Origin of the sequence: Candidatus Poriferisodalis sp., assembly GCF_965215815.1 — a bacterium.
Taxonomy (GTDB): Bacteria; Actinomycetota; Acidimicrobiia; order Acidimicrobiales; family Poriferisodalaceae; genus Poriferisodalis.
The window spans coordinates 259,276-283,672 of record NZ_CBDCEO010000013.1 but is presented as its reverse complement, the minus strand read 5'-3'; the positions used below and the strand labels follow the sequence as shown (position 1 = coordinate 283,672).

The window sequence follows — 24,397 nt, the reverse complement described above, 5'->3', positions numbered from 1 at the left end:
ACGCCGATGAAACCGCTGGCTGGTATCCGGGTGATCGACATGAGCCGCGTGCTGGCGGGACCGTTCGCCGGGCGGATCCTCAGCGACCTCGGCGCAGACGTGGTCAAGGTGGAGCCGCCCGAAGGCGACATCTCCCGTCTGTGGGGAGTGACCCGAGCCGGTCTCGCGGGCTTCTACACCCAACAGAACGTCGGCAAGCGCAACGTCTGCATCGATCTGCGCGCCGAGGGCGGGTCCGAGACGGTGAAGGGCCTCGCCTCGAAGGCGCACGTGCTCATCGAGAACTTCCGCCCCGGCGTCATGGCGCGTCATGGCCTGTCTTTTGCCGAATTGTCCGAGGTGAACCCGGCGCTGGTGATGCTGTCGATCAGCGGGTTCGGCCAGGAGGGTCCCGAATCGCATCGGGCGGCCTACGCGCCGGTGCTGCACGGTGAATCGGGATGGTTGGCTCGGACGGCCGAGATACACCAGCAGCCGCTACAGGAGCCGTACCTGGCGGTGGCTGACACCAACGCATCGCTGCATGGGTCGATCGGCGTCCTGGCGGCGCTGCGTGTCGCGGAGCTGACTGGTCACGGCCAGCACATCGATATCGCCATGCTCGAATCGTTTCTGGCCACCGATGAGGGCAGCCAGGCAGGACTCGATGGTGTGTCCTACCAGTCTCAAGGCGGGCTGGTGTGGGACGGCGTCGACGGGCCAATCTTGACCGCAGGCGATTTCCGGTGGATCTGGAAGCAGCTGAGCGAGACTCATCAGATAGCCGATCCCTCGCCTGCTGACGCCGACATTCCGACCAAGCGGTCGCACCGTTCCGATGCGATCAACGCGTTCCTGAGCTCGTTCGAAACCCGAGCCGAGATGCTGGCTGCACTCGACCAGGCGAACCTGGCCTGGGGCGACATCCGCACGACGGCGGAGGCGCATGAGTCGCCCACGGCGGTTCATCGTGGCTCGTCGGTAGAGATCGACGCCCGTGACGGGGGCACCCGGCGCGTGAGCCAGACGCCCTACCGATTCACGGGCATCACCGCGGAAACCTCGGCGACCTCCGGCGTCACCCCGGGCGCGCTGGCGTCTCACTTGGGCGAGCACAACGACGAAGTGCTGGCGCAATGGCTTGGCTCGGGTCGCGCAGAGATCGAGGCGCTGCGACAATCGGGCGTGCTTGTGGAGGACATGTTCGCGGCGGCGGCGGGCTCCGACGAGCGTTCATGAACGACACGGAACCGAAACGGTCTGGTGGGAGTCTGAGGGGGCAGACAGTCTTCGTGGGGACGTGGAATGACTGGCGCGCTCGTTGCATTCATAGATCTGCATTCGCCGATCAGTCACGGTCTGATGGGCGCAGGCACGATCCGCACTGGATTGACAGTGAGCGCTGCTGAGGGTGCGCCCTCGAACGGATCCGCCCGGGTGGATGCCGTGGCGCTCCGGTTCGAGGACTTCTATGCGGCCCACCGCGACGAGATCGCGCGCGCGCTCGGGTTGGCGATGCGCGATGCCGAGTTGGGCGCGGAGGCTGCCGATGAGGCATTCGCCCGCGCCTGCCAGCGTTGGGGACAGGTCAGCGCCTATGCGAATCCGCAGGGCTGGGTGTTCCGGGTCGGGCTGAATTGGGCTCGATCGTGGCTGCGACGGGTCCGACGAGAGCGTGAACGCCGACCCTTGCTGGCACAACCGCACTCCACTGAGGACCGGGCGCGCGATCTGGATCTTGAGCGTGCGCTCGAGACGCTCAACGACGCACACCGCGCGGTGATCGTGGCGCGCTTCTACCTCGACTGGTCGGTGGCCGAGACGGCAGAGGCGCTGGGTATCGCTGCTGGCACGGTGAAGAGCCGGCTCAGCCGGGGGCTCGAACAGCTGCGGGATGTGCTGGAGTCGGGCTCCGACGAAGGAGAGGCGTCATGACGGCCGAGGATCGCCTCCGCAGTCAGCTGCGTGACGCTGGGGCGTCAATGCCGGTGGGCTCGGGTTCGCTCGCAGGCGTTCAGGTACGAGCCGCTCAGCTGCAGCGCCGGCGCAACGCGGTGCGTGGTGGGGTGGGTGCGTTCGCGCTCGTAGCCGTGGCGGCCGTCGGGCTGGTGTCGCTGCGAAACGGCGGCATCGAGGATTTTGCAGGTTCCGCCCAGTCGGAGTCGCAGAGTGACTTCGAGGTCATGCCCGCAGCCACACAAGCCAGCAGCGCCGAGAGCGCGGACTCTGACGATATGACGGAAGATGAGTTCTTCGAGGCTGTCGCTGACGAATCGGTGAGCGACGACGCGTCGGACGACGAGCCGATGGAGTCCGCTGCAGCGACCGAAGACAGCGTCGACGACTCCCAAGCAGCCTCCGACGAATCCGAGATGTCCTCCGAGGAGGTGCCGAGCCGTAGCTCCGGTGGCGCCGTGTTCGCTACAGCGGTGGCTGCGGTGGCACCTCCGGCCGAAGCCGAGGGTGCCGCGATGCGCTACTCGTTCAGCGGCGAGCACGCGGTCGCTCAGGCTGCCGATGACTGGTACGCCTACGACGGTTCGCAGTGGCAGTCGGTGGGCTTGCCCGAGAACATCGAGGTGGTGGCGGTCGACCTGTCGGGGTCCGAGCGGATCGCGATCTTGGGCGTCGTGCGGCCGTTCGAGTGCGCCGTCGAGCACGTCGTTGGCGTCAAGACTGCAGATGGCTGGAGCTTCGTACGCATCGACGATGGCACCCCGCCGATGGTGAACTCGGAACTGCTCGGGGCGAGCGTACGTGTCACAGACACTGCGGTCGAAGTAGAACGCACTGAGCTGCTGACGCTGTTCGACGAGTGCGCCGATCCACAGGAGTACGCCGACCCATCCGGCGACGCTGCGAAGCTGGTGGCCGAATTGGAGGAGCTCGGCGAGATCCAGCGGCAGAGTTGGCTGGTCGCAGAGCTTGAACCGGACTTCGCTCAGCGTTGGCCGCTGGTGGCAAGCGATGACGCGCTAGCGGCGGCGCTGCAGGGTTCTGGTTTGCAGTGGGCGCGAACGGAAGCACCCCTGTACACAGTCGAAGCGCGAGAACTCACCGCGGCGCTCCCTTCTGAGGACGTTGCGATCGCAGTTGCACTGCACGAGACCACAATGCTGGAGGTCGCGACGAGCGTCGAGGTGTCGAACGGCGTGGCAGTGCTGCGACGGGGTGATCAGGCCTGGGACGTCTGCCCGATCCCCGACGTGGACGAGGCGCACGGCGAGATCGGCTGGGCCGGTGAGCACCTCGCGGTCGTGGTCGGCAAGCCCGAGCAAACGCTGTTCGTTATCCAGCGCACTGAGTAGCGGCGGCCGACGTGCTGGAATGAGCACATGGCAGATGATTTGGGACTGTGGGGCGCCGGCGAGCAGGCGGCAGCCATCGCTTTGGGACAGCTGTCGAGCCGTGAGCTCGTCAGCCATGTCATCGAGCGGATCGAGCGACTCGACGGCGATATCAATGCGGTGGTGACCCGCGACTTTGACGCAGCGACCGAGCGGGCCGCAGCCGCTGATGCCGCGCAGATGAGCGGAGAATCGCTCGGGCCGCTGCATGGCGTCCCGTTCACCGCGAAGGACGCGCTGATGACCGCAGGGATCCGCTCGACCGGCGGGGCGCGGGAGCTGGCGGACAATGTTCCGGGCACCGATGCTGCCGTTGTAGCTGCCGCCCGTGCCGCCGGTGCGATCGTGATCGGCAAGACCAACCTGCCGCGCTGGTCGGCCGACAATCAGTCCTTCAACGACCTCTTCGGCACCACCAGCAATCCGTGGGATCTGTCGAAGGTTCCCGGCGGTTCCTCGGGAGGTGCTGCAGCCGCCACGGCGATGGGCTTCACCGGTTTCGAGATCGGCACCGACATCGGGGGCTCGATTCGTTTTCCGGCCTCGTACAACGGCATTTGGGGCCACAAGCCGAGCTTCGGACTGATCCCGACCACCGGCTACTTGGATCACATCCGCGGCGGAACCACTGAGTCGGACATCAACGTGTTCGGCCCGCTGACCCGAAGCTGCGACGACCTCGAGCTGCTGTTCGACGTGCTGCTGCGCCGTGAAGCGCCGTGGGTGCCGCAGCTGCCTCCCGCACCGGACGACGTGGGGTCGCTCCGCGTGGCTGCGTGGCTCGACGATCCGTACTGCCCCGTTGACGGGGACGTGCTGAGCGTGATGCATGCGGCGGTCGAGGCGCTCGAGGGCAGCGGCGTGCGCGTTGACCACGAGGCGCGACCGGACATCGATCCGTTGCCGGCGTGGGAGACCGGCCTGTGGCTGGTGCGAGCGGCGATGACGTTGGCCGGCCGGGGCGAGGGGCCGAAGCATCGCGATTGGCTGGAACACCACATCACCCGCGAGGAATGCCGCCGGAAGTGGGCGGAGTTCTTCACCCGCTACGACGCGATCCTCATGCCGGTGAGCTTCCACCCGCCCTTCGACCACATGCCCGAAGGCACCTTCGCCGAGCGCCGTATCCCAGCCAACGGCGTCGAGCGGCCGTACATCGAGATGACCCGCTGGACCATCCTGACCGGCATGTCCTACCTGCCTGCGACCGTGCCGCCGCTGGGCCTCACGCCGCGGGGCCTGCCCATCGGCTTCCAGGTCGTTGGCCCCTACGGCGGCGATCGCACCACGATGGCGCTGGCCCGCCACATCGGCGAGCTGACCGGCGGCTACCAGCCCCCTCCTCGTGCGCTGGGCTGAGCTTCGTCGTCGCTATGCAGGAGTTCGCACGAGATTGCCCGCGAGATCTGCGACCTCGTCGACGGCGCGCCGCAGGGCGTCGCCTTCGAGACGGTCGGCTCTTGCCGGTTCCCCCTGTCGCAGGTACAGCAGTACGACCTGCGTCACCTCCCGCCCTGTGGCTCGCTCGACACACCACGCGTACACGGCGCCTTGGCGGCGGTATTGCTCAGCACGGGGAGTGTCGATGTCGGGCATTTCCCCAAGCGCATCGGTCTTGTAGTCGACCACCACGAGCCCGCCCGTCGCGGGGTCCTCATACAGAAGGTCGATGAAGCCCTCGACAACTGTCGCGGGCACGCCGCCGGGTTCGCTGCCGGTGTTCGGTGCCGCTGTGTACACCTCGCGCCAGTGCCGGCTGCTCGCAGCGCGTTGCACTTCATCGCTGGCGAGCGCCGACTGCACGAACGATTCGATGTCGCCGTGGCTGGCGGACACACCCTCGGTGACGGCTTGTGCGGCGACGAGTCCGCTAAGTCCGGCGCCAGAGAACAGGTCAATCGACTGCAGCACGCCGTGAACGGCTTTGCCGACGGAGGTGGCGCCGCGACCGCGCCGGCCCGGTGCGCGGCCCGTGCCGAGATGATCGTCCGGAAGCTCCTTGGTCTGCCCGAGCGTGGCAGTGAGCGAGCGGCCCGCAGCCTCACGCGAGTCGCTGGTGACCAAGGCGGGTTCGACCCCAGCGCGGGCGATGCGAGTGGCGCTCAGCACCGTGGTGCGTGAGGACGCGGCCGCAGCGCTGTCACGCCGCCGGAGCCATTCGTCGCGCTCGGGCAACTGGCGCACCGGCGCGAAATCCCCCGTCGCGGCAGGTGCCGCCGGAGATGCGTCCTGAGAGTGCCCGGGTCGGTAGTCCCACCGGTGCGTGGCTGTGGCAGCGGCCAGCGCAACTTCAGCCGCAGTCGCCGGGGCAGTTCCAACTGCAGCCGCAGCCCCGATTCCGCTGGCGGGCTCAGGCATCGCATCGCAGATGAGCTGGGCGTGGGTGCGCTTGTGATCGTTGCCGTCGGTCAACGCATCGCGCGATGGCTCTTGGCGATGCAGTGAGACGACGAGGTGGTCGCGGGCACGGGTGCACGCGACATACAGCAGCCGGATGCGCTCGTGATGCCCCGCGAGCTGTTCGGTATCGGCCCATTCCTGGTAGCCGGCAGTTTCGACACCTGCCCGCAGGCGCACCGCGACCGCGCCTGACCAGTGCGAGTCGGTGCCGCTGCCATCCCGAGCGCTTTCGAACCCGACGGCCGCCGAATCGGACCGGGGCCGGTTGCCGCCTTGGAGCCCTGCCACGATAACGATCGGGAACTCCAGCCCTTTGGAGGCATGCACCGTCATCACCCTGACCGCGTCGTCGTCGGATTCGGGAAGGATCGCCTCGGTCACTTTCGCCCGTTCCGATGCCTGCATCGACGCCCAGCGAAGGAAGTGTCGCAGGCCGCCGTGCTGGCTCTGCGACCACGCTCGGGCCTGGTCGATGACGTAGCGGACCTGACGCCATGCCTCGCGGGTCCTCGGTCCGGCGACGGCCTGTTCGAGCACACGTCGCTCGCGCACCAGCCGGTCCAGCAGCGCGGCGGGGGAGACCTGTATGTGGTCGTCGTACAGGCTCCGCAGATGCGCAAGGCCCTGCGCAACCGGGTGGGCGTCGCCGCCCGGCAACGGCGAGAAGTCTGAGGTGAAGCAGCTCCACGATGGGATCGACCGGCGATACACGTAGAGGTCGTCGTCGCCGCAGCCGTACACGGGGGTCCGCAGCGCGCTGACGATGGCCAGCGCGTCATCGGGGTCGGCCACTGCTCTCAGGCACATCATGAGGTCGCGCACCGTGCGGCTGCGCCAGACGAATTCTGACGCTTCGAGCCGGTACGGCACTGACGCTTCGCCCAGGCCCGCCTCGAGCTGCGGCAGGCAGGTACGGGTCGGTATCAATACGGCGATGTCACTGCAACGGGCCGCCCGTGTGCGTCCGGTGTGACGGTCCTCGACCTGCCAGCCGTCGCCGACGATCTCGTTGATGACACCGGCCACATCGGCGGCCTCAACCTCGCGGATGCCTTCGGCGTCGAGGCTGCCGCCGTTGCGTTTGGACAGGTGCGCTTGCGTGCCGAGCGCGACCACCGCCGGACCGCCGCCGAGCTCGGGTCGCCACGGGTCCAGCGGCGCGTAGTCCGGCTGTAGCCCGGTGCCCCCTGACGTTGTGTCACCGGACATCAGCCTGCTGAAGGTCGCATTGATCCATTCGATGATGGGCGCCGTCGTGCGGAAGTTCACGTTGAGCGTCGCCGATGATCCGGTGTCGCTGCCGTATCGCTGGCGGGCGGCGAGGTACAGGCCTATATCGGCACGCCGGAAGCGGTAGATCGACTGCTTTGGGTCGCCGACGAAGAACAGCTGGCCGGACGCTGTGTCAATGCGGTCCCACGCCACGGGCGGCGAGGCGTCGCCGTGGCTTCCTGGGAGACCGTCAGGGTCGCTGCATTCGATGGCTGCGATGAGCGACGCGATCTCGATCTGGATCGGATCGGTGTCCTGGAACTCGTCGAGCAGCAGATGCTGGTACCTGGCGTGCAGCGCTGCGCGTGCCGATGGCGAGGTCCTCAGCAGGTCGCGGGCGTACACGAGCTGGTCGTGAAACTCCAGGCGCCCAGCGGCACGGCGCTGCGCGGCCGCTTCCAACGTGAAGCGCGCGATGCGGTCGCACACCACGGCAATTGCGGCTTCGAGTGCTTCCGCGGCGGCAGCCGTGCAACATTCGCGCAGGCAGGTGAAGCTCTCGCGTACTGAAGCGATGTCATCCCAGTTGGCTTTGCGCCCGACGTTGCCGATCTTGGGCACGCCGGTGCGCGGATCGTCGGCGTCGAGCAACACGGCGATGCGCGCTGTGTCGGTACCCGCTGCGGACAGGCGCTCGACGAACAAGTCGAGCTGGCCGAAGCGCGACAGCGCCGGGTCGGCTGCGTCGTGGCACTCGCTGCGCCGCCCGGACAGCTCACGGCCCTGTGTGATCAGGTCGTCGACGCGAACCGGCGAACTCTCGAGCATTCCGTCGCCGATCTGCACGCGGTCCCAATTGGCGTTGAACGACACTGCGATATCGCGCAGCGCTGTCAGGCCGACTCCGGCAGCGTCGATTATCGCGACAGCCCAGTGCGCTTCAGGGTCAGCCAGCAGGTTGCCAAAGAAGCGCCGCCAGCGTTCGTCGAACTCCACCTCGCTGCCGATCTGATCGAGCGTGTCGAACAGCGGGGGCAGCCCAGCCTCGATGGCGTGCTCGGCGAGGATGCGGCGAGCGAAGCTGTGCAAGGTCGAGATGGCGGCCCCGTCGAGGCCATCAAGGGCGTCGCGCAAGCGTCGGCGGGATTCATCGTCGTCGGCGGCAGCGAGCCTGGCGTTGAGGCCGGCTCGCAACCGGTTGCGCAGTTCTGCAGCGGCCTTGTCGGTAAATGTGATCGCCGCGACCCGTCGGATCGGAGCCGTTGGGGCGCCGGTCACGAGTTCAAGCACACGGCCCACCAGCGCGGTCGTCTTGCCAGTGCCGGCGCCGGCTTCGACGAACAACGTCGTGCCGGTGCTGCGTGTCGCCCGGTCGCGCTCGGCTTGGTCGGCGGGCGTCGCCTTGGACTGCACGGTCATGTCGCTCACGACGCATTGTCCTCGCTGGGCTCCGCGAGATCGGCGAACGCCGCCAGCGCTGCATCGCCGCGTTTGCGGTGCCACTGGCGCAGTACGTCTGCAGAGCCGGCCCCGTCAGGATCGCAATACGGGCACACCACATGGGGCATCCGGTCGTCGCCGCGCTGGGCGAATCCGGGGAAGATCCCGCCCCTGATCCCAGCGACAATGACACGCAGCACCTCGTTGAATCGCTGCATGAGCGCGTCGTTCACCGCGAGCGGCACCCACGTCCAATGGCCTGGCTCGGACGAGATGAACCAGTAAGCCGCGTGCGCGATCGGATCATCGACCGCGCCCGAGCCGAAGTGCTGCGCGGCCGCGAGCGCGTACACGGGCAACTGCAGCTTGGTGCCTCGCAGCGTGGGATCGACATCGTTGCTGAGGGCCTTGTAGCTGCGCGGGCTGCCGGACTTGTAGTCGATCACGACGAGCTCTCCGCCAGATGTCCGCTCGACGCGGTCGATCGCACCACGAAGCCGCACAGACAGCGCGCCGCCGAGGCTGTGCTCAACAGCGTCGGGGGTGCCGTCAAAGCCGAAGCGGAACTCCGAGCTCTCGGTCTCGCCGCGCGTCGTGGGGTCGCGTTGCGTGTCGCGTTCGAGCAGCTCGCCCAGGTCGGCCAGCAGCGCGGCGCGGTCGCGCTCCCACAGCAGCGCTCGACCTGTGAGCCCGCGCTTCTCAGCGAGGTCGACCAGTTCGCGGCCGATGGCGACAAGCTCGGCGCGATCCTCGGCGCTGGGCGGTCGTCCAGGCCCCGGCGGCGGTCGGCCGGGCCCGGAGTCGGGCACAGGAGTACCCCCCGTCCACGCCTCGCGTGCGGCGATGAGCGGGCGCAGGAAGTTGTCGATGGCCTCGTGCATGAGACTGCCTCGCTCAAGCGCGCTGAGCCGCAGGATCTCCTCGGGCTCTTCGACCACGCCGACGCCGAGCAGATGCGAGAACAGGTACTTGCGCGGGCAGGTGGCCCAGTCTTCGAGACGAGTGGCGGACATGACTTCGGCGAATGCGTCGTCGCCGTCGATGACGTGCGCCAGGTTGCCGTCGAAACGGGTGAACTCGCTGCTGTCTCGCGCTGACGTGCACTCGACTCCGGCTCGGAACGCAAGCTCGTTGAACATCGGGTGGCGACGAAGGCTCAGACCGCTTCTGCGTGCCGCGAAAAGGCTGGCTGAGTCGTACTCCGCAACCGTGGCCGCGAACGTCGCCGACGCGATCCCTGCCATGAACGACGGGCTCTCCACGATGTCGGGGATTGCACTGTCTAGCGCTGCAGCGCCGAGGTTCTCGGCGTCCAAGTAACCGGCCGCGAAGTATGCGCTCTCGCCAGTGCTGGCGAGCTCCAGCCGGCGAGCCGTGTCGAGCACCCAGCGCGACGGCACGAATTCAGCGTTCTGACGTAGGTCGCCACGCGGCAGCACCAGGGTGCAACCGTCGGGCGCGCTCGCCATTGCCGCGAGCAGCATGCGGCGCTCATCCGCGGTGGCGTCCGCTTGCACAGCTAACGCGCCAGGCACCAGGCGCCGCTCGTCGTCGTTCAACAGGCTGTCGGGCTGCGAGCGCCGGGGGAAGATGCCCTCGGCCAACCCCACGACGTACGCGCTGGTCGGCACGACGTCGATGGCGCCCGCGATACGGCCGACGTACACGCCCAGGCCTTCAGTACCGCTGCGCCCATGCGGCTGGGCCAGTTCGGTCGCGAGCGCTCGGGCCATGACATCGAGGCCCGTGCGCGGCTCGATGTCGCCGAGATCTGACAGGCGTTCGAGGACACCGTCGACGCGCTCGGCTGCCGTGCGTTCTCTGTCGGGCCAGTCCTGCGTCCAGCGGTCGCGGCCCACCGCACCTAGGTAGCGATGCAGCACGGTTCGCAGCCAGTCGCTCAGCCCTCGCCAAGTGCCGAGCGAGCGGCCCTGCATCAGGGTGTCGCGCAGCTCGAAAGCAAATATCTGTGCGGCGCGGCATTCGTGTGCCTGTGAGGCGAACCATTCCGCGCTGCTATCGGACGCGCCTGCGGACCGCTGCTGCGCGGCGTGGGCCGCCAGATCGTCGCCATGCTGGCCCAGGCGTGTCTCCCAGTCGTCGCCGCTGACGACGTGCGCGTCACGAGCGAGACGCTCCCACGCTGAATCAGGCACGAAGAAGCTCTCAGTGGGGTCGTGCTCTGCGCGGCGGTGCCGGGGCACGCGCGCACCTGCGAGCAGGTCGAACACGGCTCGACGCTCCAAGCGCGGCTCGGCCAAACCGACATCGGCCAGGTCGGCGAGCCCGAGCGCGAAGCGGCCGTATGCCGATTCGGCGAGCGTTCGCGCAGTGCTGCCATAGGCGGTGACCTCGGCCGCAGCGAACAGCTCTTCGAGCGTGCGACCGTACGGCTCGCTCGACCCATAGAACACGGCGATCTGCGCTGGCGGAATCCCGGCATCGATGTCGCTCAGCACGGAGCGCAGCACCGTGCGGGCTTCCTCGTCGGGATCGGTCACGCTGATGATGCGGCTGGCGGCAGCCGGTTGGAGGGGACTGTGGGAGGGTGGGAGTTCGACGCCCAGCCGTTCGCATACCGAACGTGCTCCGGCGTCGGCAGAGCGGTCGCCGGTCACGCCGAGCAGCACCGTCACCGGTGAGTTCGCGACAGCGCCCGCATCGCTGAGTTTGCGCCGCTGCTCAGCCACGGCGCTCAGCAGATCTGCCTCGTGCCGGTTCAAACGCCGTGGCAAGTACGAAGCGATGGCACCGAGTTCGACCAGTGCCGCAGCGCTGCGCGGCGTCGGCTCGGCAGCGGTGGCCAAGAGATCGCAGTCGTCGTACCAGTTGTCGTGCAGCGCAGCTCGGACGTTGCGGCACAGCGTCACCACCGCTCCGGCTCGTTGCGACGCTGCCGAGAGTGCAGCAAGCTGTTCACGCGAGAGGTCGCGCAGCTCTTGGTAGGTGCGCGACAACGCATCTGCGGTTTGGTGATGGCTGGCCACGGGACCGAAGACGCCCGGATCGTCTGCCAGCGCGTTGCGAACAGCGGCTGTGATCGCCTGATCGCTCAGCGGAAGGCGCCCGTCGGCTTGCAAAGACGCACCGGCGAGCCGGTCGGCGAGCTCGACCAGGGTCAGCGTGTCGAGCGCCGCCAGTCCCGTGCCGGTGCTCGACACCGGGCCGTGGATTCCCGAAGCGAGCGCTCGCCGCAGCGCCAGCCCCGTGTAGTTCGACGGCACGATCACCGTGACCGGGGCCAGCGGATCACTCGCTTTGGCGACTGTCACGAATGCCGCCAGCGCTTGACGCGCAGACTCGCCGAAACCGACCGGCACTACCCGTAGCGACTCCCCAGCGCCGGGCGATGCCTTCTGGTGAGCGATCGGGTTCTCGTTCACGTCGAAGACACTACGCAGGGGGTGTCACAGTCTTGATGTCGGCTTCAGCGACCGGCCTCGCTCGCCGAGCGCTCAGGTGCCCGCCAGCCGGGCTACCACTGGTGCCATGGCATCGACCTCGGGATCGTGGATGACGATGTAGCTGGCACCGTAGGCCTCACGGTGATGGTGCAGCTGCTCGCAGATGTCATCCACCGTGCCCGCCAGCACCAGGGGCACCTCACGCGCCTCGGCCACCGTCAGGCCAAAGCCGGGTGCGAACTGCTCCAAGATGCTGTCGGCGTCTTCGGTCACGAGCGCCATGAACGTGTTGAGCTGGATCTCGATATCGGCGAATCGTTCGCCCGCGGCGTCGGCGATCCATTGGCGTCGCTCGGCGAACTTCCCGGCCACCGAGCTGCGCGCCGCATCGACTCCGACGGTGCCTTCCCGTAGGTTCGGGTTCAAGCTGATGATGTCGGCCAATCGCGCCGCCTCAGACAACACCCGCTTGCCGCCGCCGCCGATGATGATCGGCGGCCCGCCCGGCGTGTGCGGCAGTGGCCGGCCGACCATCCCTGAGATCTGATAGTGCTTTCCGTCGAAGTCGAACGGTTCTCCGCTCCACAGCCCCTTGATGACCTCGAGGGCCTCCACCATCCGGTCGATGCGCACGCCGGGCCGGTCGAGCGGGATGCCCGACTGCTCGTAGTCCTCGCTCAGCCAGCCGGCGCCAATCCCGAACTCAGTTCGACCCTCAGCAAGCAAGTCGAGCGTGGCGAAGTCCTTCGCCAGCACTGCGGGGTGGCGGTAGTCCGCAGCGAACACCAAGGTCCCGACCCGCAGCGTCGTCGTGATCTCCGCTGCGATGGCGGGATGCACGATCGGCGACCAACTGTCCCAGAAATGGTCGTGGCAGAATAAAGTCGAGAATCCGAGGTCCTCGACCTTGCGAGCCATCTCTCGGAACGCAGCCGGACTCTCCGGCTTGCCGTGCTGGACTGCGAATCTGAACGGATGCACAGCGGCACCCTATGCGTAGGCGAAGCGTTGGACTGCGGTTCGGGCTGGTGCGGGTGGGGGCGTTGGGTGGTTGCGTTGCGCTGCCCGACCGTGCGTTCGATGAGCGTCGTAGGTCCAGGTCGTTGCCGCCGGGGACGGTACGGCTGGGCTTTCATGTCACACGGGATGTTTACAGTGATTGTCATGACAGGGCCAGACATTCACGGCGATCCAGAGGGCGCTATGCCGTCGGGTGCGGAGCCAGCAAGCAGTCCCGTTGCGTCCTCAACGCTGTCGGTGTCAGCGCCACTGAACGAGCCGGTGTTGCCGGAAGAGCCGAATGGGCTGGTGCTGTCTGCTGAGTCGGTGGTGACAGTGCTGGGAGGTGCACGCAGCGCGGTGACCGAGGCATCGCGAGTGCTGCTGAACGACGCGACAAGCGGCACGCTGACCCAGATCGTCGAGGAGTCCGCGCGGTTGCGCTCAGCTGCACAGGCCGTGCTGCTGGCAGCAACCGCCGCGCTGGAGACCAAGCGTGCAGGATCAGGCCGCAGCGCGCTGAAGGACCATGCACGGATGAGCACCCGAGGCGCGAAGCGCGCTGCGGAGACCAGCGAGCAGATCGCGCGGATGCCGAACGTGGCACGCGGCCTAGCGGGGGGAATGCTCACCGCAGAGCACGCAGAAGTGCTTGCCGACGCAGCCCGCAACACCAGCCCGGAAGCGATCGACACCAACATCGAGCTGCTCGAAGCCGCCGCCGAGGTCCCGCCTGAGGTGCTGCGACGCGACGCACGCGAATTCACAGCCCGCCACGACCCGGAATCGGTGAAAAAGGTGCTGGATCGTCAGCGCCGTGATCGCAGTGCTGCGATGTTCATAGATCACAGCACGGGCATGGGAGTGCTCAACGCGCATCTGGACCCGGTCAGCTTCGCGTTGGTCCGACAAGCAGTGGAGAACTACTGCGATGCGCTGTGGCATCTAGACGGTGGACGCGACGGAACACCCACCGAAATCCGCAACAACGCCCAGCGCCTCGCGGACAGCTTCTTCGAGATGCTCACGGACCGCAACGCACTGGCCACCATCGGCCACTCCGCCGCCAACAACGCCGACACGGAGCCCGGCGTGCAGCGGCCGCACGAGGATGCCGAACCGGACCCAAGCGGCGGTGCTGGACGAGGCCCAAGCGGCAACACCGGGCCCGGCCGCAGCAGCGACACCGAGCGCGGTGCGAACGACGGCGACAGCCCGGACAGCGCGGCGGGTCGCTCGATCGATCGGTGGCGGCCCTCGCAGGCTCCGAACCAGCTCGTGATCATCGCGGACATCGGCGTCATCGACGGCACCGATCCCGACGGATTGTGCGAAGCGCTCGGCGTGGGACCGGTCCCGCCGCAGATCCTCGATGATCTCTCACCGGAAACGCGTATTAGCGGCGCTGTGTTCGGCGGACCCGGACACGTTCTGTGGCTGGGCCGCAGCCGCCGTCACGCCAGCATCGCCCAGCAGCTAGCAGTGGCGATTCGCGACCGCGGCTGTGTGCTGTGCCGCACGCCGATGCATCGCTGCGAGTTCCATCACATCGATGAATGGAAGGCTGACCGCGGCCGCACCGATGAGAACAATCTCGCAGCGCTGTGCGACGACTGCCACAACACCCTCCACTTGCAAGACCAGTGCCTGGTCCGCCGAGCAGCCGGCCGATGGGACACCGAACCCCGCGGCGACCCCGCCGCCCATCCGGCGTTCAGCAATTGCGTCGCAACTGTTTGAAGCACGGAGGCCGCTGTGCTTGTGCTGGCCGGGCGTGACAAGAATGCTGTGCTTGTGCTGGCCGGGCGTGATGCGAGGCATGCGCTAGTGCTGCTAGCTAGATCTGCGACTGCTGGGTCAGGTACGAGCGCTCGGCCAGGCTGTGCCATTCGGAGATGCCGTCGCGGAACGTCCGCCACGGCTCCAAGATGGCGGCAAACCGAGCATCCTCGGCCGCCACGCTGTCGAGCACGTTCTCCGTCTCTTCCTTGAACGCAGCCATGAGCTCGGCGGGGAATTCGCGGATGGATGCGAACTCCTTCACCCGCTGCAGGTCGGCTTGGTTGCGCACGTCGTAGTCGGCAACGGTGTTGAGTTCCTTGGTGAACCAGCCGCCCATCTGGCAGCCCGTGCCTCCGGCGGGGAAGGCGATGATGCCGTACTCCGACCTGCCACCTAGCTTGTCGCCGTGGTGAACAATGCATCCGGATCGGAACGCCCGCCGAACGGCAGCTCCGGTGCTTCAGGCGAATCGCTCCGACCAGCGGCGATGCCGCCGGCGCTGTTCGTTCCGGTGCCCGGCGGAGCACGCGCGACCGAGTTGACGCGCGGTCCGTGGACCAATCACGTGATGCACGGTGGAGCGATCTGCGGGCTGCTGGGCTGGGCAGTCGAGACCGAGATGCGGCGGCTCGGCAATACGAGCCAGATCTGCAGCCGTCTCACCGTCGAGATTCTCTCGGGCATGCCGATGGCGCCGTACGCCGTGATGGCACGCGCAGTGAAGCCGGGCCGGCGCACCTCGGTGATCGAGGCCGAGCTGCGCGCTGTCGAGGCCCCCTCGCGAGCGACCGAGCCGCTCACTGGTGGCCGTCTGGTCGCGCGCGCCTCGTCGCAGTGGCTCGCCCCCACGATTCCCCTCGCCGCTTCGGGCGCTCACGAGATGTCGAACGATGTCAAAGCGTTGCCGCCGATCCCGCCCGAACGAGCCGATCCAGGAGCGCATTCCGAGATCGAGTATCCGAGACCAGGCTTCAACGCAGACGGCGTCGACATTCGGTTCGTCGATGGGTCAACCGAAGAGCCCGGGCGCGGTCTGACGTGGATCCGGCTCGACCACGAGCTCATGGCAGGCGAGACGACCACGCCGTTCGGCCGTGTCGCGAGCCTGTGCGATCTCGGTGCAGCGGTCGGCTGGGACTATTCGCCCAGCGGCGGCGCGTACATCAACACCGATGTCACGTTGCAGTTGCTGCGTGAACCGGTCGGGGAGTGGATCCTGTTCGACTCGGCAACCGATTCCACCCCCCAAGGCCTCGCCTGTTGCCATTCGGAGATTGCGGACCAGCAGGGTCGGCTGGGCTGGGTGCTGCAGAGCCAAGTCGAAGCGCCGTCCGAGATGGGATTCCCTGGCGGGATGAACGTCGCAGTCGCTGCCCGCGATGCTGCGGCGAGCTCCGACTAGCCGGCCTGTGCTTGCTTGTCGCCGGTTACCCGGCCTGTGCTCGCCTGTCGCCGGTTACCCGGCCTGTGCTTGCCTGTCGCCAGTTACCCGGCGACCTCGGCCAGCAGGTCGTCGATGACGTGGGCCATCTGGCTGTAGTCAGGCCGCTTCATCACGAAGGCGTCGGCGCCGAGGTCGTAGGCCCGGGCACGATCGTCGGCGGCTTCCTCGGTTGTCAGCGCAACCATCATCACCTTGTCGAACTCGGCGGCGGCGCGCACCTCGGCCAGCAGGTCGAACCCGCTCACGATCGGCAGCTTCAAGTCGAACAGCACCAGATCGACCTCCGACGGGCCCACGGCGCGCATGAACGACAGCGCGTTGGCGCCGTCGTGGGCGACACGCAGCTGGTTGCGGGTTCCCGCCTCAGCGAGCGCCAAGGTGATCACGTCGACGTCGTGCTGGTTCTCCTCGGCAAGCAGCACGTGGACGGTGTCGTCAGGAGTGTGCAGCACGGGTGGCTCGAAGGTGCCCGCACGGTCGACGGTCTGGGTCTCGGCCGTGATGTGCTCCACCGGCACCCCGAACCGCCGTTGCAGTCGACGCGGCAGGTCGAGGTGGAGCCAGCGGCTGGCGCCTGCAGGCAGCGTGCTCAAGATGATGAGGTCGGGGCTCAACCGGTTGATGGCGAGATTGACCGCCACGACAGGATGCGCGGGACCCACCTCGCCGGTGACCCGGACACCGATGTCATCAAGGGTCTCGAAGGCCTGGCTGAGCCGGCGGCGAGCACCCGCAAGCGCCCGCGCGGGGTCGGGGCCGTTGGCACCCGTCGCGGGCACGACGATGTGAAACCGGGTCTCGGGGTCGACGGCGAGGATGTGCTCCACTCGCTCATGCAGGTGACTGCCGACGAGTGTTTGATTGGCCACGATCAAGACGTGTCGCATCTCTGTGTCTCCTTCCGGCGCGGTCTGCGCCAGCGAACTTAGTGAGCATTCCCGAGGCCGGGCAAGCGGCCGCCGAGATCCGGGTTCACTCCACAGCGGCTTCGTGGACAGCGCCTTGCGCGACCAAGCCGTCAATCTCGGGGCCAGACAGACCTGCAGCAGCCAGCACTTCGCGGGTGTGGTTGCCCAGCTTCGGCGCCGGTCCGCGTGGTCCGACATCGGCTGTTGCAAACCGCATCGGGATGCCCACGCTGCGGTACTCGCCGATGTCGGGGCTGTCGAGCGTGGGGAACAGACCCAACGCCTCAGCCTGCGGATCGTCGGCCACCTCGTGCAATCCCAGCACCGGCCCCCAGATGATTCCCTCAGCGTCGAAGATCTCGCCCCACTCGTCACGGGTGCGGTGCGCCAGTGCCTCGTCGATGCCGGCGACGATCTCGGGCATATGCGCGAAGCGGCCGCGAATGTCGGCGAAGCGCTCGTCCTCGAGCCAGTCGAGGCGTTCGATGACCCGGCACAGCAGTGGCCAGGCGCTGTCCTGGGGCATGTTGAAGACCACCCATTTGCCGTCCCCGCAGGGGTAGCGATTGGCGGTCGGGATGATCAAGTTCTCACGGGCACGCTGGCGCAGCGGTGCTTTGTCCATGGCGGTGATGGCGTAGTCGGACGCCTGGGTCCACACGGCCGTCTCGTACAGCGAGGTCTCGACGACCTGCGCGTCGCCGGTGCGTTCAGCGAGCCGGAGGGCCGCCAGCACGGCGCCGACCAGAGCCAGACCGGTGGTGTGGTCGCCCTGGGCGGGGCGCGCCATTGGGACCGCCCCGTTGGGCCCTTCACGCATTGCGTCGTAGATGCCCGAGCGACCGAAGAACGCCGTCACGTCGTAGCCCGGACGCCACGCCTCTGGACCCGTGGTGCCGTAGCCGGTCAGCGTCGCGTGCACAATGCGCGGGTTGACCGCCGTCACTGTGGCCGGGTCGAGCCCGAAGCGTTCCTGGCGGTGGACGAGCAGGTTGCACATGAACACGTCCGCGCCGGCGATGAGCCGGTGGACCACCTCGCGGCCCTGTGCAGAGCCCAGGTCGACTGCGATGGAGCGCTTGCCACGGTTGTCCACGTCGAATTGGAAGTCGTAGTCCTTGATCTCGGGCGGAAGTTTCGCCGGACGGCTGAAGCCCCGGGCCGGATCGCCCTCGAGCGGCTCCACCTTGATGACGTCCGCACCGAGGTCGGCCAGGATCGCCCCCGCCGACGGCGTGGCCATCCAGCTGTCCACCTCGATCACTTTCACATCGTCCAACGGTGCTGCCACTGGCCCTCCAACGCTGTGTCGAACTCGCTGTCGAAGCTCGGCGCCGACCGCACCAGCCTGACACTGCACCACACGCAATGCTCTGGGGACCCCAAATCCGGCAGAGGGGACCCAGCGGCGGGCAGGGTGGCACGGAGCTTCCCGCACAGTCGCCATTACGCTGCCGGGCCATGGAGCTTGCAGGCAAGGTTGCGGTCGTCACGGGTGGAGCGAGTGGAATCGGGGAGGCGCTCGTGGAGCGCTTCACCGCAGAAGGGGCGCGGGCGTTGGTCGTGGTTGACCGCGATGAGGCTGGCGCGCAGGTCGTGGCGGATCGGGTTGGGGGCACAGCCGTCGGGCTCGATGTCACTGATGAGGAGGCCATCAAGGCAGTGGTGGCCGACACGGTCGCAGCCCACGGCGCACTCGATGTGTTCGTGTCCAACGCCGGCTACGTGACCCAGGGCGGCCTCGAGGTCGCCAACGACGAGATCCAACGCATGTGGGAAGTCCACGTGATGTCTCACGTGTACGCGGCCCGGGCAGCCGTTCCCGTCATGGTGTCCAACGGCGGCGGCTACCTGCTGAACACCGCCTCGGCGGCGGGGCTGCTCACGCAGCTCGGCTCGCTGCAGTACGCCGTCACCAAGGCGGCTGCGGTGTCGCTGGGCGAGTTCCTGTCGATCACCTACGGCGACAAGGGCATCGTGGTGTCGATGCTGTGCCCGCAGGCCGTGGAGACGAACATCTTGGCCAACAGCCCCGACCGAACCGGCAATGGCGACCAAGGGCGAGGCACGCCGGGGGCCGCGGCTGGTGACGGCATCCTGCAGCCGTCGGAGTTGGCACAGACTGTCATTGAGGCCATGACCGAAGAGCGCTTCTTGGTGCTGCCCCATCCTGAGGTGCAGACCTACCGCGAGCGCAAGGCGTCGGACATCGACCGGTGGCTGTCGGGCATGCGACGCTTCCAGTCGAGGCTCTTCGCCGATTCCGACATCACGCCAGCGGACTGGCTGCTCAGCTGATCGCTGTTGCGTGAAAGGGTCTCTTGCCTCATCGGGTTCTTGCCTGACCTGGTTCTGCCTGACCTCGTTCTGCGTGAGTGGGCTCAGCCAGGACGGTGGGCGAGCAAGCGTGCCTCGTGGCGGTGGCCGAACCAGTCCTCTTCGAAGCTGATCGGTTCGAGTCCGCCGCACAGGCCGGGCAGCTCGCCCCGCTCCACGAGGTAGGGGCGGCCCGGACGCGCATTGATCAGCAGGTTCTTGACCGTCGCGATCTGCACGAATGCGATGCCGCCCGGCGCCAGCAGTCCGCTCAGCGAACCGAGCAGGGGGCGGTGCAGGAAGTTGGCACAGACGACGGCATGCCAACCGCGCTCGCTGCCCAGTCCGGCAGCGGTCGGCAGCGGCTCGGCTTCCAGATCGGCGCAGACGGTCCGCAACTGCACGCCACGCTCAGCAGCGGTGCTCCGAGCAATCTCCAACGCCCGCCCGGAGACCTCGACCAGCGTCGTATCGATGCCTAGGGCTGCCAGCCACAGCGCAGTGCCGCCAGTGCCACCGGCCAGGTCCACCGCCGTCGGGCACTCGGCCAGCAGCTCAGCGTGGCCCGTCACGAACTCCGAGGGCGACCCGGGCTCATGCCAATCGGCGTATTTCGCATCCCAGCGGTCAGCGGCGGTCACGCGTCGTAGGTCCGGACTGCTCGCGCCCGGCGGCTGCGAGCGTATGCAGCCACCAGCAGCAGCACCGCATAGAGGAAGAACTCCGACTTCACGAGGCCAATCCAGCCGCCTTGGGTTACCCATCCGGGCCGGTCGACGAGCCAGACCGGCAGCAGCACCAGCACGGTGGCGGCGGGCACAGTCGTGATGAGTCGACTGCCGCCGATGGCAGTGCTCCCGAAGGCGATGGTGAGCGCGAACAGCTTGATCGACAACTCCTCGGGATACAGCGATTGATCGTTGAAGTTCACCGGTACGAGCATGAGACCGCCTGCCAGGCCCGCAAGCCCGCTGCTGAGGCTCACCCCCACCAGCCGCAGCCGGTACACCGGTACGCCGAACGTGGCTGCCGCCGTCGGCTCGTCCCGGGTGGCGACGAGCGCTCGCCCGATGGGCCCCGACAGCAGTCCGTGCAGCAGCCAGAAGGCGATCACTACCCACGCGACGACGATCCAGAACTCCCAGATGTGCTCGTCGTTGGGGGCGATGCCTGTCCAGCTGGGCGGGACAAACTCGCCGTCGAGGGTGACCGGCAGGGGACCGTCGAGTTGCCGCAGCACGATCGGGAACGCCACCGCGGCCGAGAGCGTCAACAACGCCAGGTAGGCCTTGGGCAAGCGCAGCGCTGGAATGCCCAGCAGCGCGCCCACTGCGCAGCCCGCCACGAAGCCGACCAGCGGCATCGCCAACAGCGGCAGCCCGAAGTCGTTCGCGGCGTGCAGCGCCGCGTATGAGCCGCAGCCGGTGAGTGCCCCATGACCGATGGAGAGCAGACCCATCCGGTGCGTGAGCAGCCAGAGCCCGGCGAAGACCAAGCAGAACGCTGCCAGCTGGGTGACGTCGGTGACGAAGGTCGACGAAGCACGCAGCGGCACGATGACTACGAGTGCCGCTATCACGGCGAGCGCACCGACAGTGAGCGCGAGGGGCAGCTGCTCTCGCTGGGTCCTCTCCCGCCGCGGTGCGCGGGTTGGTGCAGGCTCCGCTGACGTCTCCGTGGCGAGCGGAGCGCCGCGCTCGTGCGGCTCCAGGCGGAATACCGACGGTTCGGGGCCCTGAGCCAGCGGCTCGTCGCCGTTCGTCACGTCTGCAGGCTCCCGCGGGCTGCCTTGCGAGACAGCAGTCCCGACGGGCGCACCGACAGCACCACGATGAGCACGCCCAAGGCCCACACCAGCGTGACCTGGCTGTCAATGAACCCGACATAGCCAGACATCAGGGTCTCGGCGAGGGCGAACAGGTAGCCGCCGGCGAGCGCCAACGCCGGGCTGCGCAGTCCGCCGAGCGTGGCTGCTGCGAGGCCGAAGATCAGGAGGCGTTCCATCATGCTGGGACGGACGTTGAATTCCCCGGCAATGAGCCCGCCTGCGAGACCGCCCAGCGCCGCCGCCACGGCCCACCCGCCCATCACGACCCGCTCGACCCTGATGCCCAGCAACGCGGCGCTGTCCCGGTTGGAAGTGATGGCTCGGAAGGCCAGCCCGATCTTGGTTGTGCGCTGAACCAGTGCCAGCAGGCCTATCGCAGCAAGCATCGTGAGCGTGAGGCCGATGCTGTCGAACCACAGCCGCGCACCCCCGATGACAAAACGGTCAGTGTGCTCTTGCGGGAACGGCGAGCCGAGAAATCTCTGGCGACCGCCGAAGTGCTTGACCACGAAGGCGCCGATGAGCAGGTAGAGCCCGAGTGTCGCCCCGATCGTCGGTACTGGATCGCCGTGCATTGGCCGGATCACCGTGTATTCGAGGAGCGCACCCAGGACTGCAGACACGACGACCGCAGCAGCAACTGCAGCCCAGATCGGCCATGGCGTCGCGAATGGCGCCAGCCAGCCCGAGAACGCCACCGTTGGATCCGCGCCTGCTGCGAACACCACCGCGATGTATGCGGACAGCATCGCAAGCTGTCCCTGTGCGAGGTTCAGCACCCCGGTCGAGCGGAACACCATCGAGATCGCCACTGCCAGAGCCGCATACGCGGAGCCGTTGGCGAACGAGTCGAAGACCCGCTGCAGGAACAGGGTCATGAAGCCGCGATTGTGGCATGAGCAGACGCGTTGACGGGCAGGCGCGCTCCAGTGCGAAGATGAGGACGTGCCGAACGATTCAGATGCCCCTACAGATGGCGCTCGATTCCTCGCCGATGTTGTGCTGACGTGTGACGAGGATTTCTCGACGATCGAGCGCGGTGCGGTGGACGTGGGCGCCGACGGGCGCATTGCGTGGGTGGGCCCGGCGGCGGACGCGCCTGCGACGGACACGCCCGTGATCAGCGTGGGCGGCCTGTTGATGCCGGGGCTTGTCAACACCCACGCGCACACGCCGATGACGCTGGTGCGAGGCGCTGGCGACGGGCTGCCGCTCATGGCGTGGCTGACCGACGTGATGTGGCCCCGCGAGGGCCGGCTGCGGCCCGACGATGTGTGGTGGGGGATGACGCTGGGAGCCGTCGAGATGCTGCGCTCGGGCGTCACCACGACGTGCGAGATGTACGCCTACGAGCAGGCCGTCACCGATGCGGCCCGCGAGGCTGGCATCCGGCTGGTCATGTGCCCGGGCGTGATGTCGGTGGTGCACGCCGACCAATCGGGCAGCGTGGCGGGCCGTATCGATGACATCGCTCGATTTCACGCTGCCGAACACGATCCCGACGGCCGCGTCACGGTCGGGTTCGCCCCGCACTCGGCCTACGACCTGGGTGTGGAGGCCTGCGCCGAGATCGCAGCTGCCGCCCGCGAACGGGACACGCTGTTGCACATCCACCTGGCCGAGACGCGCACCGAGGGAGATGCGCTGTCCGCTGCTCACGGCGGTGCCAGCGTGCCGCAGCTCCTGGCTGACGCCGGAGTGCTGGAGGGCAGGGTGCTGGCAGCGCACAGCATCTGGCTCGACGATGCAGACCTCGACATCTACGAATCGACCGGCGTGGCCGTGGCGCACTGCCCGGTCAGCAACATGAAGCTGGGCTCGGGTGTGGCGCGGGTACCCGAGATGCTCGAACGAGGCATCACGGTCTCGCTCGCCACCGACGGGCCGGGCTCCAACGACGACCTGGACCTGTGGGAAGAGATCAAGATCGCCTCGCTGTTGGCCCGGGTGACCGCACTGGACCCCACATTGATGAGTGCACAACAGGTGATCTCGATGGCGACCCGCAGCGGCGCCGAGGCGCTGGGTCTGCACACCGGGGTACTGGAGCCGGGCCGCTGGGCCGACATGATCCGTCGATGGCGACCCGCAGCGGCGCCGAGGCGCTGGGTCAAGATGCACACCGGGGTACTGGAGCCGGGCCGCTGGGCCGACATGATCCGGCTCGACATCGACGACGTGGCGTTTGTGCCGGTCACCTCGCCGCAGGAGTTGATTGCCCATGTGGCGTGGTCCGGCGGCAGCCGCCACGTCACTGATGTCTGGGTAGGCGGCGAGCGTGTGGTTGCCGGGCGGGTCTGCTTGACCGTTGACGAAGCACGGGCCCGCTTTGAGGTACAGCATCGAGCGCAGCGCCTCGCTGAGGAGTCGGGGACGTGAGCGCGATGAGCGGCGTGGGCGAGACGATCGAGACCAGCCCGGAGCGCCCTCCGGTCGGGATCATTGCCGGGACGGGCTTCTATGAGCTGCCTGGCCTGACCCAAGCCGAGCACCGCATGGTGCAGACCGACTGGGGCGAGGCATCGGCAATGACCGGCCGGTGGCATGGGCGGCGCATCGTGTTCGTGCCCCGTCACGGCGGCGACCATTCGATCCCGCCGTCCGCGATCAACTACCGGGCCAACATCGCCGCAATGCGCGACCTCGGGGCCACGGCCATCCTGGCCGTGACCGTCGTGGGCTCGATGGTGCCTGAGCACGGCACCGGGTCGTTCCTGCTGCTCGACGACTACCTGGAGTTCACCACCGGCCGTACCGCAACCTTCTTCGATCAGCCGGGCCACGTCGTGCACACCGACATGACCACCCCGTACGACCCGGCGCTGCGTGCGGCGATGGCCGCCGCGGCCCTAGCCGAGGGCATCGACGTGGCACCGAGCGCCACCTATGTCTGCACGAATGGACCGCGCTTCGAGACGCCGGCAGAGATCCGCATGTATGCCCAGATGGGCGGGAGCGTCGTGGGGATGACCGGCTATCCCGAAGTGGCGCTTGCCCGCGAGGTCGGGATTCCCTACGCCGGTGTGGCGGTCGTGGCGAACATGGCCGCAGGCATGTTCGACGGCGAGATCTCCCACGAAGAGGTGTCGGCGGCGCTTGAAGCCACCAAGGACCCGCTGTTCGCCCTGCTGGGCCGCACCGTTTCAACGATCTAGTGCTGTGACCACAAACGTTTGCGTGGTTGAGGCGGGCTGGATGCCTCGCGCTGGCCTCGACAGGATCGGTTTTCTGTGCAGAAATGTTCGCTGAGCGAGCGATTTTGCACAGAAAAGCGCCACACTGGCAAACGTTTGCTGACACGGCGCTAGCCACCCGATCGCCGCAGCAGGCGAGGCCTT

18 protein-coding genes are annotated in these 24,397 nt (G+C 67.6%); 9 read left to right on the top strand and 9 right to left on the bottom strand.

All coding sequences use genetic code 11. From position 1 onward, the window contains the following. The first annotated feature begins 6 nt into the window (after window positions 1–6). From ACOOHB_RS11270 to ACOOHB_RS11255, 4 genes are all read left to right on the top strand, one after another. Window positions 7–1,218 carry a CaiB/BaiF CoA transferase family protein gene (locus ACOOHB_RS11270; protein ID WP_420444936.1) on the top strand — a complete coding sequence of 404 codons (1,212 nt, stop codon included), beginning with the start codon at window positions 7–9 and terminating at the stop codon, window positions 1,216–1,218. 66 nt (window positions 1,219–1,284) lie between these two features. After that, window positions 1,285–1,914 carry an RNA polymerase sigma factor gene (locus ACOOHB_RS11265; RefSeq protein WP_420444935.1) on the top strand — a complete coding sequence of 210 codons (630 nt, stop codon included), beginning with the start codon at window positions 1,285–1,287 and terminating at the stop codon, window positions 1,912–1,914. After that, window positions 1,911–3,287 (top strand): hypothetical protein, encoded by a 1,377-nt coding sequence (locus ACOOHB_RS11260; RefSeq protein WP_420444934.1) that lies wholly within the window; start codon window positions 1,911–1,913, stop codon window positions 3,285–3,287. Before ACOOHB_RS11265 ends, ACOOHB_RS11260 begins: the two co-directional genes overlap by 4 nt. 27 nt (window positions 3,288–3,314) lie before the next feature. Further along, the gene (locus ACOOHB_RS11255) at window positions 3,315–4,685 is read left to right on the top strand and encodes an amidase family protein (protein WP_420444933.1); all 1,371 of its coding nucleotides are present in this window, start codon (window positions 3,315–3,317) and stop codon (window positions 4,683–4,685) included. Between the two features lie 12 nt (window positions 4,686–4,697). Here ACOOHB_RS11255 and ACOOHB_RS11250 read toward each other — a convergent pair whose 3' ends face one another. The 3 genes from ACOOHB_RS11250 to ACOOHB_RS11240 form a co-directional block, all read right to left on the bottom strand. Next, on the bottom strand, window positions 4,698–8,357 hold the full coding sequence (locus ACOOHB_RS11250) for a UvrD-helicase domain-containing protein (protein ID WP_420446900.1): 3,660 nt from the start codon (window positions 8,355–8,357) through the stop codon (window positions 4,698–4,700). A gap of 5 nt (window positions 8,358–8,362) precedes the next feature. Then, window positions 8,363–11,761, bottom strand: coding sequence for a PD-(D/E)XK nuclease family protein (locus ACOOHB_RS11245; RefSeq protein ID WP_420444932.1), 3,399 nt, complete (start codon window positions 11,759–11,761; stop codon window positions 8,363–8,365). A gap of 72 nt (window positions 11,762–11,833) precedes the next feature. Further along, window positions 11,834–12,763, bottom strand: a complete 930-nt coding sequence (locus ACOOHB_RS11240; RefSeq protein WP_420444931.1) for a TIGR03621 family F420-dependent LLM class oxidoreductase — start codon at window positions 12,761–12,763, stop codon at window positions 11,834–11,836. A 183-nt stretch (window positions 12,764–12,946) separates the two neighbouring features. On the opposite strand from ACOOHB_RS11240, the gene ACOOHB_RS11235 reads away from it, so the two are divergent. Beyond that, window positions 12,947–14,521 carry an HNH endonuclease gene (locus tag ACOOHB_RS11235; RefSeq protein WP_420444930.1) on the top strand — a complete coding sequence of 525 codons (1,575 nt, stop codon included), beginning with the start codon at window positions 12,947–12,949 and terminating at the stop codon, window positions 14,519–14,521. A 97-nt stretch (window positions 14,522–14,618) separates the two neighbouring features. On the opposite strand, the gene ACOOHB_RS11230 is transcribed toward ACOOHB_RS11235, so the two are convergent. Continuing rightward, a complete protein-coding gene (locus ACOOHB_RS11230; protein WP_420444929.1) occupies window positions 14,619–14,900 on the bottom strand; it encodes a hypothetical protein in 282 nt (93 codons plus the stop codon). A gap of 72 nt (window positions 14,901–14,972) precedes the next feature. Between ACOOHB_RS11230 and ACOOHB_RS11225 the strand changes: the two genes are divergently transcribed. Next, window positions 14,973–15,965, top strand: coding sequence for a thioesterase family protein (locus tag ACOOHB_RS11225; protein WP_420444928.1), 993 nt, complete (start codon window positions 14,973–14,975; stop codon window positions 15,963–15,965). Between the two features lie 83 nt (window positions 15,966–16,048). Here the strand turns inward: ACOOHB_RS11225 and ACOOHB_RS11220 are convergent, their stop codons facing one another. Together ACOOHB_RS11220 and ACOOHB_RS11215 are read right to left on the bottom strand one after the other, a co-directional pair. After that, window positions 16,049–16,894 carry a response regulator gene (locus ACOOHB_RS11220; protein WP_420444927.1) on the bottom strand — a complete coding sequence of 282 codons (846 nt, stop codon included), beginning with the start codon at window positions 16,892–16,894 and terminating at the stop codon, window positions 16,049–16,051. Window positions 16,895–16,979: 85 nt separating this feature from the next. Continuing rightward, complete coding sequence (locus ACOOHB_RS11215) at window positions 16,980–18,206, bottom strand: CaiB/BaiF CoA transferase family protein (protein WP_420444926.1); 1,227 nt, start codon at window positions 18,204–18,206, stop codon at window positions 16,980–16,982. Between the two features lie 170 nt (window positions 18,207–18,376). Here ACOOHB_RS11215 and ACOOHB_RS11210 point away from each other — a divergent pair, with 170 nt between their 5' ends. Further along, window positions 18,377–19,213 carry an SDR family oxidoreductase gene (locus ACOOHB_RS11210; RefSeq protein WP_420444925.1) on the top strand — a complete coding sequence of 279 codons (837 nt, stop codon included), beginning with the start codon at window positions 18,377–18,379 and terminating at the stop codon, window positions 19,211–19,213. Window positions 19,214–19,296: 83 nt separating this feature from the next. Here ACOOHB_RS11210 and ACOOHB_RS11205 read toward each other — a convergent pair whose 3' ends face one another. From ACOOHB_RS11205 to ACOOHB_RS11195, 3 genes are read right to left on the bottom strand one after another with little or no spacing between them, the layout of a single operon-like run. Further along, window positions 19,297–19,872: a class I SAM-dependent methyltransferase gene (locus ACOOHB_RS11205; protein WP_420444924.1), complete on the bottom strand. Its 576-nt coding sequence runs from the start codon at window positions 19,870–19,872 to the stop codon at window positions 19,297–19,299. After that, the gene (locus ACOOHB_RS11200; protein WP_420444923.1) at window positions 19,869–20,996 is read right to left on the bottom strand and encodes a branched-chain amino acid ABC transporter permease; all 1,128 of its coding nucleotides are present in this window, start codon (window positions 20,994–20,996) and stop codon (window positions 19,869–19,871) included. Before ACOOHB_RS11200 ends, ACOOHB_RS11205 begins: the two co-directional genes overlap by 4 nt. After that, window positions 20,993–21,937, bottom strand: a complete 945-nt coding sequence (locus tag ACOOHB_RS11195; RefSeq protein ID WP_420444922.1) for a branched-chain amino acid ABC transporter permease — start codon at window positions 21,935–21,937, stop codon at window positions 20,993–20,995. The genes ACOOHB_RS11200 and ACOOHB_RS11195 overlap by 4 nt, the downstream gene beginning before the upstream one ends. Window positions 21,938–22,004: 67 nt before the next feature. Here ACOOHB_RS11195 and ACOOHB_RS11190 point away from each other — a divergent pair, with 67 nt between their 5' ends. After that, window positions 22,005–23,438 (top strand): amidohydrolase family protein, encoded by a 1,434-nt coding sequence (locus tag ACOOHB_RS11190; RefSeq protein ID WP_420444921.1) that lies wholly within the window; start codon window positions 22,005–22,007, stop codon window positions 23,436–23,438. Between the two features lie 5 nt (window positions 23,439–23,443). After that, window positions 23,444–24,214, top strand: coding sequence for an S-methyl-5'-thioinosine phosphorylase (locus ACOOHB_RS11185; RefSeq protein ID WP_420446899.1), 771 nt, complete (start codon window positions 23,444–23,446; stop codon window positions 24,212–24,214). Window positions 24,215–24,397 lie beyond the last annotated feature (183 nt).

Bases quoted from the DNA above. Each gene is read 5' to 3' on its own strand.
- ACOOHB_RS11220 (WP_420444927.1), bottom strand. From the start codon at position 16,894: ATGCGACACGTCTTGATCGTGGCCAATCAAACACTCGTCGGCAGTCAC.
- ACOOHB_RS11235 (WP_420444930.1), top strand. From the start codon at position 12,947: ATGACAGGGCCAGACATTCACGGCGATCCAGAGGGCGCTATGCCGTCG.
- ACOOHB_RS11265 (WP_420444935.1), top strand. From the start codon at position 1,285: ATGACTGGCGCGCTCGTTGCATTCATAGATCTGCATTCGCCGATCAGT.
- ACOOHB_RS11185 (WP_420446899.1), top strand. From the start codon at position 23,444: ATGAGCGGCGTGGGCGAGACGATCGAGACCAGCCCGGAGCGCCCTCCG.
- ACOOHB_RS11210 (WP_420444925.1), top strand. From the start codon at position 18,377: ATGGAGCTTGCAGGCAAGGTTGCGGTCGTCACGGGTGGAGCGAGTGGA.
- ACOOHB_RS11260 (WP_420444934.1), top strand. From the start codon at position 1,911: ATGACGGCCGAGGATCGCCTCCGCAGTCAGCTGCGTGACGCTGGGGCG.
- ACOOHB_RS11270 (WP_420444936.1), top strand. From the start codon at position 7: ATGAAACCGCTGGCTGGTATCCGGGTGATCGACATGAGCCGCGTGCTG.
- ACOOHB_RS11250 (WP_420446900.1), bottom strand. From the start codon at position 8,357: ATGACCGTGCAGTCCAAGGCGACGCCCGCCGACCAAGCCGAGCGCGAC.
- ACOOHB_RS11230 (WP_420444929.1), bottom strand. From the start codon at position 14,900: ATGGGCGGCTGGTTCACCAAGGAACTCAACACCGTTGCCGACTACGAC.
- ACOOHB_RS11255 (WP_420444933.1), top strand. From the start codon at position 3,315: ATGGCAGATGATTTGGGACTGTGGGGCGCCGGCGAGCAGGCGGCAGCC.
- ACOOHB_RS11195 (WP_420444922.1), bottom strand. From the start codon at position 21,937: ATGACCCTGTTCCTGCAGCGGGTCTTCGACTCGTTCGCCAACGGCTCC.